This is a genomic window from Micromonospora sp. BQ11 (genome assembly GCF_052068135.1).
In the GTDB taxonomy this organism is placed as follows: domain Bacteria; phylum Actinomycetota; class Actinomycetes; order Mycobacteriales; family Micromonosporaceae; genus Micromonospora.
Map to the genome: position 1 here is coordinate 1 of NZ_JBQHDB010000024.1, position 10,562 is coordinate 10,562.

At 69.3% G+C, this 10,562-nt stretch carries 11 protein-coding genes; 5 read left to right on the forward strand and 6 right to left on the reverse strand.

Features of this window, described 5'->3' with window-relative positions; translation table 11 throughout:
• Nucleotides 1–550: 550 nt before the first annotated feature.
• Together ACTMSW_RS30535 and ACTMSW_RS30540 are read right to left on the reverse strand one after the other, a co-directional pair.
• A complete protein-coding gene (locus ACTMSW_RS30535) occupies nt 551–1,258 on the reverse strand; it encodes an ANTAR domain-containing protein (RefSeq protein WP_441184260.1) in 708 nt (235 codons plus the stop codon).
• 78 nt (nt 1,259–1,336) lie between these two features.
• Nucleotides 1,337–2,065, reverse strand: a complete 729-nt coding sequence (locus ACTMSW_RS30540) for a GAF and ANTAR domain-containing protein (RefSeq protein ID WP_441184261.1) — start codon at nt 2,063–2,065, stop codon at nt 1,337–1,339.
• A gap of 306 nt (nt 2,066–2,371) precedes the next feature.
• Here ACTMSW_RS30540 and ACTMSW_RS30545 point away from each other — a divergent pair, with 306 nt between their 5' ends.
• Nucleotides 2,372–2,818 carry an STAS domain-containing protein gene (locus ACTMSW_RS30545; protein ID WP_441184262.1) on the forward strand — a complete coding sequence of 149 codons (447 nt, stop codon included), beginning with the start codon at nt 2,372–2,374 and terminating at the stop codon, nt 2,816–2,818.
• A gap of 416 nt (nt 2,819–3,234) precedes the next feature.
• Here ACTMSW_RS30545 and ACTMSW_RS30550 read toward each other — a convergent pair whose 3' ends face one another.
• On the reverse strand, nt 3,235–3,657 hold the full coding sequence (locus ACTMSW_RS30550; RefSeq protein WP_441184263.1) for an ATP-binding protein: 423 nt from the start codon (nt 3,655–3,657) through the stop codon (nt 3,235–3,237).
• 397 nt (nt 3,658–4,054) lie between these two features.
• On the opposite strand from ACTMSW_RS30550, the gene ACTMSW_RS30555 reads away from it, so the two are divergent.
• The 3 genes from ACTMSW_RS30555 to ACTMSW_RS30565 all read left to right on the forward strand — a co-directional run bounded on the left by ACTMSW_RS30555 (nt 4,055) and on the right by ACTMSW_RS30565 (nt 8,402).
• Nucleotides 4,055–5,263, forward strand: coding sequence for a low temperature requirement protein A (locus tag ACTMSW_RS30555; RefSeq protein ID WP_441184264.1), 1,209 nt, complete (start codon nt 4,055–4,057; stop codon nt 5,261–5,263).
• A 646-nt stretch (nt 5,264–5,909) separates the two neighbouring features.
• Nucleotides 5,910–6,809, forward strand: coding sequence for an SDR family oxidoreductase (locus ACTMSW_RS30560; protein ID WP_441184265.1), 900 nt, complete (start codon nt 5,910–5,912; stop codon nt 6,807–6,809).
• Nucleotides 6,810–7,145: 336 nt separating this feature from the next.
• Nucleotides 7,146–8,402 (forward strand): PP2C family protein-serine/threonine phosphatase, encoded by a 1,257-nt coding sequence (locus ACTMSW_RS30565; protein ID WP_441184266.1) that lies wholly within the window; start codon nt 7,146–7,148, stop codon nt 8,400–8,402.
• Nucleotides 8,403–8,405: 3 nt separating this feature from the next.
• Here the strand turns inward: ACTMSW_RS30565 and ACTMSW_RS30570 are convergent, their stop codons facing one another.
• On the reverse strand, nt 8,406–8,729 hold the full coding sequence (locus tag ACTMSW_RS30570; RefSeq protein ID WP_441184267.1) for an STAS domain-containing protein: 324 nt from the start codon (nt 8,727–8,729) through the stop codon (nt 8,406–8,408).
• Nucleotides 8,730–8,970: 241 nt separating this feature from the next.
• Between ACTMSW_RS30570 and ACTMSW_RS30575 the strand changes: the two genes are divergently transcribed.
• On the forward strand, nt 8,971–9,396 hold the full coding sequence (locus ACTMSW_RS30575) for an ATP-binding protein (protein WP_441184270.1): 426 nt from the start codon (nt 8,971–8,973) through the stop codon (nt 9,394–9,396).
• A 46-nt stretch (nt 9,397–9,442) separates the two neighbouring features.
• On the opposite strand, the gene ACTMSW_RS30580 is transcribed toward ACTMSW_RS30575, so the two are convergent.
• Nucleotides 9,443–9,814 carry a hypothetical protein gene (locus ACTMSW_RS30580; RefSeq protein ID WP_441184268.1) on the reverse strand — a complete coding sequence of 124 codons (372 nt, stop codon included), beginning with the start codon at nt 9,812–9,814 and terminating at the stop codon, nt 9,443–9,445.
• A 48-nt stretch (nt 9,815–9,862) separates the two neighbouring features.
• The coding region (locus tag ACTMSW_RS30585) for a LacI family DNA-binding transcriptional regulator (protein ID WP_441184269.1) at nt 9,863–10,562 on the reverse strand (700 nt) is incomplete at its 5' end.

A 10,562-nucleotide genomic window follows, 5' to 3' on the forward strand; every position in this document is an offset into this window, starting at 1 on the left:
CCCAGGCCAGCGGCACCGCCGCGATCAGCGCCGCGACCGGCAGCACCAGGAATACCCACAACATCACCAGGGAGCCGGCCGGCTGAGTGCCCTCGATCAGCGGCTTCGGCGCCAGACGAGTTGCACTTCCACCACCGGCGGACAGATCCACGCTCATTACCACACACCTTCCGGGGCGGTCCGGTGATCACCCTGACCCGGCGAGGGGCTCGCCAGCGGATAATCAGGAACCAGGTGACATACGGAAAGGCTGCGAGGTCTGGGCAGCGGTTCGCCGATCTATGCGGTACAGGGCACCACGCCACCGGCGCAACAACGGAGTCGATGACTCCGATACAGAGATGCCCGTCAGTCACGCGGTCAAACACCGCGCCCACGATAGTCGGCGTCGACCTACAGGCGATCGTGTTCGTCCTGGTCAACCGGGCCTGTTCGGCCCCTACCTGAGCAGCTCTGCGGACGGCCCGCCTGGTCCCTTGGTGACGCTTGCGAGAGGGAGGTGGAGCGGCGAGACTCACGATCGGATGGGACGGCCATGCGAGGCGTGCCTTCAGGCGTAGAGGATGTGGGCCAGCGTGGTCGGATCGGTGACAAAGGTGTGGGCCACCTCGGTCAGTTTCCGGTTGTGGCGGCGGGCGTAACTGCGGATGACGGCGAACGCCTCGTCGACGCCGATACCTGCAGCTTGGGCGACCGCGCCCTTGGCCTGCTCGATGACGATGCGGCTGTTCAGCGCGCCCTGCAGTTGCTCGGTCAGGAGCTCACCGCGTCGAATGGCGCGTTCCTGCAGCAGCCCGATCGCGGCGACATCCGCGAGGGCCTGCATCACCGGCACGTCGCTGTCCTCGAAGTCACCACCCTTCGTGCCACCGAAGACGTTCAACGCTCCGATCACCTGGGTGCGCAGCCGCAGCGGGAACGCGTGCACCGACTGGAACCCGGCGGCGGTGGCACGCGGCGCGAACCGGGGCCACCGGCCACCGGCCTCGCTCAGGTTGACGTTGATGACGGGCACGGCGGTCTGGACGGCCTCCAGGCACGGACCTTCGTGATTCTGCAGCTGGAACAGCTCCACCAGCTTGACGTTCTCATTCGAGCCGGCCATGAACTCAAGCCGGCCGTGTTGATCGGACAGGAGGAGCCCGACAGCGGCCGCGCCGACCAGGTCGGCCGCCCGATCGGTCAGCATGTGCAGAAATTCGATCAGGTCGAAGTCGTCCACCAGGGTGTCGGCGACCTCGACGAAGATCGTCGCCATCCGTTCGGCTGAAACGGCGGTCATGCTGGCCTCCCGGCTCGTGGGCCCCTCATACACGCAGTCATCGAAATCTGGGGTTCACAGCTCGTCGCCGTCGAACCGCAGCCGGCGCGCGACGACATCCCGGGCCACCTCGCTGAGACGGCGATCCTCGGCGTACGCGTAGGCCCGGATACGCGCCATCGCCTCACCGAGGGTCACCCCAAGCTGCACCATGACCATCCCCTGGGCCTGGAACAACTCCGCACGGTACTCGGCGGCATCGTCATCGATGTCAGCGAAACCACTGCTACCCGCCTGTTCCTGCCGGTCGAGCAGAGCGGTCACGGTGGCCTCGGCGAAGGTGAGGGCGTCGGCGAGTTCCGCGTTGGTCAGCGGACCGACACGGTCGCGGAACACATCCAGGACGCCCAGGCGGGCAGCGCCGATCTGCAGCGGGATCGCGAACACCGCGCGAAGACCGCCCTCGTGGGCAGCGGGCGCGTAGAACGGCCAACGACCGTCCGCCCTGGCCACGAGAGCGCCGAGATCGGAAATCAACACCGGGCGGCGGCTGGCGAAGGCGTCGATGCAGGGTCCCTCACCGAGGGTGAACTGCAGCTCCTCCAAGCGTTCACTGACCGGGTCGGACGCGGCGCTCGCCCCACGGACTCCGTCCTCGGTCATCACACTGATTCCGGCGCCGGACGCTGCCAGCTCCTGCGCGGCGGCACCGCACACCCGCCGCAGCAAGCCATCGTTTCCGCCAGCTCCGCCGCCGGGGTGATGCAGGATGAGGTTCTTGATGACGGCGGCGCGGTCATGCATTGCTCGCACCGACGTCACGACTTTCGCCGGTGCACCGGCACGGTAGACAGGAGATCAAGAATCGTGGTCGCGGCACGGCGGCACCTTCCAGGTGAGGTGGCCGCCAAGGGCTGGGGCAGCGGAACCCGCAGATCGGGGTTGGTCACAGAGTAGCCGCGAATCGACTGCAACGCATGGCGAGCTCGCGCCACCAGCCTGCATGAGCACTCGCACAACGGGTCGGCGCCCGGTAGCGTCTAGGGCGTGGTCCGTTGTGGGCCGTTGCCCCAGCCCCCGGCATCGTCGAAATTGTGCCGAGGTGAGGCTATGGCCCAGGTAACCGGCGATCACTACGTCATCACCGTGCTGACCGCCCCAGACGCACCCACCACCCTGGTCCGCCTCGCCGGTGAGATCGACCTGGCGGCCGGCCTAGCGCTGTCAGACGTCGCTGAGCGCCTGTCCGCCATCGCGCCGAGCGAAGTCGTCGTTGACGTGGCTGCCGTCACCTTCGCCTGCTCCACACTGCCCAACTTCCTTTCCCAGGTACGCGCCACCCTCCCGAACAGCACCGCGCTGGTCGTCTGCCGTCCGACGGCCAACACTCGGAGGGTGCTGGATATGACGGCCATGGGACAGATCGCGACGCTGCGCGACGACCTACCACCACCCCGTTCGTGGGCCCCGCGCCAAGGCCCGGGACGGTTCGAGTCCGAGAACGCAGCACCGAAGGTCGGTATGCAACAAGCTCATACGCGAGGGCATCGCCTCTGACCTGCACGATGTAGCCATCCCGCGCTCGTCCGGGGCGCCGTGAACTCGCCGTGGCCGGCGTCAGCGGCCAGCAGCGGCGGGGCGCAGCCCATCCCGGCAGTTCATCAACCCGCTCCACCACCAGCGACCACTTCGGCCGATGACGCTCATTGGCAGGAATCCCGCACCGGGCCTGGCGAGCGACCGCATCGAGTCGGTCAGCCCTACCGACGATCTGTGCCTGCCACGACGTCGGGGGAGGAACAACCGCCACTCGAGGGCCACGACGCGGGAGATGGATGACCAGCGCTCGTTTGACCTCCGGTGCGGTCGGCAGTGTGCGATGTCCTCGAACTGCTCGGCGAGGATCCGGCCATCGCCTTGGCTCCTTGTGTCAGGGTCGCGGCGGCACCTGGAAGCTGGTGGAGACTGCGGGGTCATGGGATAGCTGATGCTGGCATCGCGGTGAGGCGTGCGGTGATGCGGAGCAGGACGTAGCCGGGATGCTCATCGATGAAAGCAGCGGTGTCGGCGAGTGCGGCGATCAGGGGCAGTCCTCTGCCGCCGACAGTCAACGGATCGGGCAGCTCGGTGGTAAGTCCCGCGCTGTCGGGGGTGCTGCCCCGGTTGCCGACATCGATCCGGCAGTCGTGGTCGTCGATGACGATCGTGACATCGACGGTGCTGTCGCCGTCGGCATGCATCACCGCGTTGGCGCATGCCTCGGAAATCAACACGGCGAGGTGACCCCGAGGCTCCTCAGGGGCGTCGGTGAGGCTGAGAAGGGTGGTCAGTACGTGGCGAGCGCGGGTCACCGAAGAGGGTTGCCGTGGCAGTGACAGCGTCATGGTCACGCGCATTCCGCAGCTCCTCCCCGGCTCACTCAGGGCCGCTTCGGCCTTCCGGTCTCGCTACCACGGTAAATTGCCGTACCCCGGGGATGCTCCGCCAAAACAGCTGCGCTGCCGCCTCGGCGTCGGCCTGTCCGAGTCGTTGCGTGGCAAGTGCATAGGGTGGGGCGGACCATCCGTGCTGGGACGCTGTTGTGGATCTGCTGTTGTCAGCTCGGCCGGGCCGCGGTTGCACCGTGGTCCCCGGTTTTCCGTTCCCGTCCCGGCGCGTCCGTGTCAGTTCTTCGGCGTGCGAGCAGCCACGGAGCAGCACGGCGGAGTAGAGCCCACCGACTTTCACCGGCCGGCGAGGGCCTTGCGCCGGAGGTGACACCACCCAGGCCTCATTCCGGGCAATATGGGCGGAGTGGGACATCCTCGGGGCGGTGGCGTGCCGGGTGGTCGGGAAAGCGCGGGTCAGGCCAACTACCTGGAGTTGTTCTTCGACCTAGTGCTGGTGTTCGCCCTCAACGGGGTGGTCAGCCGGATCGTGCCGTCGCTGGCCAGCGACGACATCGTCACCCGGTGGGCGTCCCTGCTCTACACCCTGGTGCTGGCGCTTCCGTTGCTGTGGCTGTGGACCACGACCTCGCACATCACCAGCCGCTTCGACCCGGGTCAGCGGACGATTCAGCTGATGGTGCTCGCCAGCGCCTTCGGCATGCTGATCATGGCCACGTCCCTGCCGTACGCTTTCTTCGGGCGGGGCATGGCCTTCGCGTTGCCGTACGTGCTCCTGCAGGTGGGACGGCCGCTGCTCCTCATCCCCACGCTGCCGGTCGGCGACCCGGTGCGGGCGTTGTACACCAGGTCGGTGATCTGGTGCGCCGCCACGGCCGTCCTGTGGGTCGGCGGCGCGCTCGTGAAGGAGGAACAGAGGGTGGCGTTGTGGGCGACGGCCATCACCGTCGACCTGTTCGGGGCCCGGCTCGGCTGGCCCGTGCGGGGGTTGCCCCGGCCCTCCGTCAGCGCGTGGGCGGTGGAGCGCGGCCGGCACCTGCCGGAGCGGTACCGGCAGTTGCTGCTCATCGCTCTCGGGGAGACCGTCCTGGCGGTGGGCATCACCTACACCAACCAGCCGGTCACCACCGCGAGAACCCTCGGGCTGGTCACGGCGTACGTGTCCACCATCCTGCTATGGCAGGTCTACTATCACCGCTCCGGAGAGCTTCTGGCTGACGCGCTCGATGCCGTGCCGGACCGGGTGATGCTCGGCCGGACCGCCGGCGTCGCGCACATCGTCATGGTGCTCGGCATCGTCGCCACGGCGATCGGCCAGGAGATCGTGCAGGAACACCCGCTGGAGACCGGCCATCCGGTCTGGTCGGCGGTGGTCCTAGGCGGCCCGGCGCTGTTTCTCTACGGCCGTATCCGCCTAGAGCGGGTCGTGTTCAACCGGCTGTCCCGCCGCCGCGTCGTCGCCATCGCCGCCCTTGTCGCACTCGCCGTGCCGCTCGCGTTCACCGGCCCGCTGGTGGCTGCCGTCGCCGCCGCAGCGGTCCTACTCGCCGTGGCCCTGGCCGACGCACGCCACTCCGCCCGCCGGCCACCGGAGGCGCCCTCCCCACCCGCGTGAGCGCCGCCAGGAGTCGGTGGCATAGCTCCGACCTGCCGTCCCGCGAGCGGCGGTTCCGGCAGTCGCTGCTTCGTACCGTCGGGACGTGGCGCGCCCGAGCGACAGCTCAGCCACGTTGCGGAAGCAGGTCGATTCGAATGTCGCCAAGGCGGCCGGTGTACGGAATGCTCAACTGCCCCCGGTCTATGGCCGCAAACCCTCCGAACGCTGACAAGCCGGGCAGCCGAAAGTCGCGTCCCGTTCGTAGTAGCCACCGCGCCGGGGCGGTCGTCACCGCTGACGCGGCTTGGGTTGCGGGATGTGTCGGCGCCCCGCGGCACGGGCCGGCCAATCGGTCTCGAAGAGGTGGAGGTGTAGGCGGGACCGTCGAGGGTAGCGGTCACTGTGGGGTCAAGACGCGGCCTCCGGGCCGGCTGCCGAGCTTCGTCACGAGCGGCGGCCGGCGTGGCCAGCAGGACGCACACGGATCCATCCCCGCCGCGGGCGCGTCGTCGCCCGTCGAGCCCGCCGCCGTAGTCCGATCGACCGGCGGTGGCTGCCGGGATCGCCTACCCACGTCAGCAGGTGGGCCCAGGCCCGGCATGGGGTCCGGACAACGCTGCTGGCGACGACCTGTTCGCATCCCCCGGAAGACGCAGGAGACACCGTGAGCCAGAACCAGTACGCGCAGCAGGATCCGAAGGAGCAGTACCGTTCCCCCGAGGAGCAGACCGGTGGGCAGCAGTCGGCCCCCGGCACCACACAGGAGATGCCCGACCAGCCCGACCACGGCGAGGAGAGCTATCGAGGCACCGGTCGGCTGACCGGCAAACGGGCGGTCATCACCGGCGGTGACTCCGGCATCGGGCGGGCGGTGGCGATCGCGTTCGCCCGGGAGGGCGCCGACGTGCTCATCTCGTACCTGCCGCAGGAGGAGGACGACGCCCGGGACACCGCGCAGCTCATCGAGAAGGCCGGCCGCACGGCGGTGACCGTGCCCGGCGACATCCGCGACGAGGCCCACTGCGGCGAGATCGTCTCACGGGCGGTGGGCGAGCTGGGTGGCCTGGACATCCTAATCAACAACGCCGCCTACCAGATGTCGCAGGCCGGCGGCATCACCGACATCACCACCGAGCAGTTCGACCGGGTCCTCAAGACCAACCTGTACGCGATGTTCTGGTTGTCCAAGGCAGCCGTGCCGCACATGAGGCCCGGCTCGACGATCATCAACACCGCCTCCATCCAGGCGTACCAGCCCTCGCCCGACCTGTTGGACTACGCCACCACCAAGGCGGGCATCATCGCCTTCACCAAGGGACTGGCCCAGGGTCTGGCGGAGCAGGGCATCCGGGTCAACGCCGTGGCACCGGGACCGGTCTGGACCCCGCTGATCCCGGCCACCATGCCGCAGGAGAAGGTCGAGTCGTTCGGCGCCGACGTGCCGCTGGGCCGGGCCGGCCAGCCGGCCGAACTGGCCCCGGCGTACGTCTTCTTCGCCTCGCAGGAATCCAGCTACATCACCGGCGAGGTGCTCGGCGTCACCGGCGGCAAGCCGCTCGCCTGACTCCGTCGCATCCGGGCCGCCGACACCGTGTCGGCGGCCACCCCGGTGAAGGTCAAGCAGCGGCCCGCACCCCTCGTGCACATGCCGGCTTCCCGGCCGTGGCCCGCTCTGGCCCGACTGCGGGCCGCCGCGTACGCGCGCGGCCTACCCCTGACAGGCCTCGCCGCTGACATCATCACGGGCGAGGCCGTTCTGGACTGAACGCCAGTCACGCACCAGATGGCGAACCAGCACAGACAGGCGGGGACGGGTGTCGATGCTGGTTGGCATGTCCAAACCTCCCATGAGAGCGTTCACACTCCGGCGTTAGCCGGTAGACGCTCGTAGACTCTGAGCGTGCAGAGCAGCCAAGATCGGATTCTGGCCGGTTTGTTGGACGCGGCGGAGGATGCCTCGCCGGTGGAGGCGGTCGAGGCCGTCACCCGCGAGGTGGGTGTGGCGCTCGGCGCGTCGGCTGTCTCGTTCCTGATCGCGGACCTCAGCGGTAGGGCGTTGGTTCGGCTGACCCACGTGCCGTCCGGAGGCGCGGACGGGGCCCGCCGTGACGGTGACGAGGTCGCCACGGTGCTGCCGTTCGACGGTGGCCCCGCCGAGCAGGCGCTGCGCACGCAGACGGTGCAGGTCATCACGCGGTCCGATGGGTGGATGGTGTTGGCGCCGGTGACCGATCGCGGTGAGGTCATCGGCCTGCTGGAGATGGTGCTGCCCGAAGAGCCGACTACGCAGGCTCTGGGGGAGATCGCGCGCACGGCGCACGCGTTGGCGTTCGTGGTGATCGCCAACCGGCGGCACACCGACCTGTTCGAGTGGGGGCAACGCACGACTGCGTTCACCCTGTCCGCGGAGATCCAGCGCCGCCTGCTGCCGGGCTCGTTCACCTGTGAGGCCAGCGCGTTCACCCTGTCCGCGTGGCTGGAACCGGCTGCCAGCATCGGCGGGGACACCTTCGACTACAGCCTCGGCCGCGACGTGCTGCACTTCAGCGTCACCGACGCGATGGGCCACGGGGTGGCCAGCGCGCTGACTGCCACCCTCGGGGTGGGCAGCCTGCGCAACACCCGCCGCCGCGGCGCCGGCCTGGTCGAGCAGGCCGACGCGGCGAACGCCGCCGTGGCCGAACACGCCACCGTGCGCGGCAGCTACATCACCGCGGTCCTCGGTCGCCTCGACCTGCGCACCGGAGTGTGTGCGCTGCTCAACGCCGGGCACGTCCCGCCGCTGCTGATACGCGACGGAGACACCCAGCCGCTGCGGCTGCCGGGCAACTTTCCCCTGGGCATGTTCACCGAGGCCGAGTACCGCTACGAGGAAATCACGCTGCAGCCCGGCGACCGCCTCGTCGTGGTCACCGACGGCATGCTGGAACGCAACGCCGCCGGCCTGGACCTGCCTACCGTGTTGCGGTCGATCGGCGACCTGCACCCACGCGAGGCCGTCCGGACGCTGGCCGACACCGTGCTCCAGGTGGCCGGCCCGACCCTCGCCGACGACGCGACCCTACTGATCCTCGACTGGTACGGCGGGCACCAACAGGACCGGCGTACCAGCGCGGGCGCGGACGCGGCACGTGCCAGCGCGACGCTGACCGACTGACCACTATCCGCCGGTCACCCCGTCGGAGGACAACATATCGGCTTCGGCTCCCCGTACGTCTTCATAGATGTCGATCACCCGATCCACCGACGTGATGCTCAGAAGGCGGCGCACCCCGGGCTGCACCGCGGCCAGGCACAGCCGGCCGTCGACATCGCGCAGCGCCTTGAACATCACGACCAGCGTGCCCAGCGCGCTGGAGTCCATGAACCCCACCCCGGCCAGATCCACCACCACCTGCCGGTCACCCGCGTCGATCAGCCGCTGCAGGTTGTCGCGCAGCTGCGGGGCGGTGGCCATGTCGAGCTCACCGCGCACCTCGACCACGGTGCAACCCCGCCCTGGACGAGCCGACAACAGCAGATCCACAACAGCCTCCCAGCGCGGACGATTCGCACCTCACCCTATGCGCTCAGCGGCGCAACCACCGCAGACGAGCACACGCCGAGGCGGCACCGGGACCGTTTGGGCTGAGCGATCGTCGGGTACGGCACACGCAGTCGGCGCAAGGCGGGAGACCGAAGCAGTCACCTGGGAGCCGAGGAGGGCTGCGGGAATGCGGGTGACGATGACGCTGTCACTGCCACAACAACCGTCCTCGGTGACCCGCGCCCGTCACGTACTGACCACACTTCTCAGCCTCACCGACGTCGATGACGAGCCCCGGGGTCACCTCGCCGTGCTGATCTCCGAAGCATGCGCCAACGCGGTGATGCACGCCGAAGGCGACAGCACCGTCGACGTGACCATTGCCATCAACGAGCACGACTGCATGATCGAAGTCGGCAACCGCGGCACCACCCCCGAACGCGCCAGACTTACCGCTGAGCTGCCTGATCCGCTGACCGTCGGCGGCCGTGGACTGCCCCTGATCGCCGCACTCGCCGACACCGCCGCCTTTCTCGACGAGCAACCCGGTCACGTCCTGCTCCGCATCACCAAACACCTCACCGATCACGACAGCGCCCTCGCGCCAGGCCGCCTGGGCGGCTGAGGCGCGACCACGGTCCCACCGTGACGTCATGGGACCGGCGGCGACCTCACCGAGCAGAACGCGTCCAGATTTCCCTGGCAGGGTCGAAGGGGCTGCCACACACAGCTTCAACTGGACCGACGGCCGTCATCGGCAGGTGGGCGAACAGGTGGGGCGCCTGTGGCGGGTGGGAGCTGCGCCGGCTCGGTGCCGAGGGCACGGTTGGCAGCAGGTCTTCAGACACGACTGCAAAACGGCAAGCGCCGCGACCGCGCCGTCGCGGTCGGCCCGCCAGTACCCGGCCTTGCTCGCGCCGGGAGGTCACCACCCGGCCACGGCGCAGCAGGGTCTGCTGCTGCGACGCGGTGGCCTGACCGATGCCCGCGCGCTCGGCCACCTCCCCGACCGACAGCTCGGCACGTCGCGCGAACAGCATCACGATCCGCTGCCGGGGTTGCCGTGGCGTCTGCCCGAACGGCGCTGGCCGTCAGGTGCGGCGACGGCCGGACGGCGAGGTCGTGCTCTCGCGGACGACGAGCTCGAACCCGCAGGCGATCTCCTCGGGCGTGACAGGTTCGCCAGCGACCTGGGCCAGCAGTCGATCCACCGCCGTGCGGGCGATCGCCGCCTTGTCTGGGGCGATCGAGGTGAGCGACGGCGTGGCGTAGGCCGCCTCCTCGACGTCGTCGCAGCCGACCACGGCGATGTCGCCGGGCACGCTGAGGCCGTGATCGGTGATGGCGCGGATCGCGCCGAGCGCCAGCACGTCGTTGAAGCAGAACATCGCGTCGACGTCGGTGCCGCTGCTCAGCAGCGCGTCGACGGCCGCGTACCCGGACGCGCGTGACCAGTCCCTGGTCGTCAGCACCAGCTCCGGGTCCGGCTGGAGTCCGTACTCGGCGAGTGCAGCGCGGTACCCGTGCAGGCGCCGCAGGGCCGGCCCCATGTTGTTGGTGATCACCTCGGCGCCCACCGCCGCGATCCGTCGCCGGCCGCTGGCGACGAGGTGGACCGTGGCCGCCCGCGCGGCGGCGACGTTGTCGATGGCGACGTGGAGCACGCCGGCGTCGTGGATACGCTCGCCGAGCAGGACGGTCGGGATGTCCAGCTGCTGCGCCGCCAGGTCCTCCGCGGTGATCGCCATGGGGCTCAGGATCAACCCGTCGATGACGTGGGTCCGGTAGCCG

Excerpts from the sequence above, each read along its gene's own strand:
- ACTMSW_RS30540 (WP_441184261.1), bottom strand. The coding sequence starts at position 2,065 with ATGCATGACCGCGCCGCCGTCATCAAGAACCTCATCCTGCATCACCCC.
- ACTMSW_RS30575 (WP_441184270.1), top strand. The coding sequence starts at position 8,971 with ATGACGCTGTCACTGCCACAACAACCGTCCTCGGTGACCCGCGCCCGT.
- ACTMSW_RS30535 (WP_441184260.1), bottom strand. The coding sequence starts at position 1,258 with ATGGCGACGATCTTCGTCGAGGTCGCCGACACCCTGGTGGACGACTTC.
- ACTMSW_RS30550 (WP_441184263.1), bottom strand. The coding sequence starts at position 3,657 with ATGCGCGTGACCATGACGCTGTCACTGCCACGGCAACCCTCTTCGGTG.
- ACTMSW_RS30545 (WP_441184262.1), top strand. The coding sequence starts at position 2,372 with ATGGCCCAGGTAACCGGCGATCACTACGTCATCACCGTGCTGACCGCC.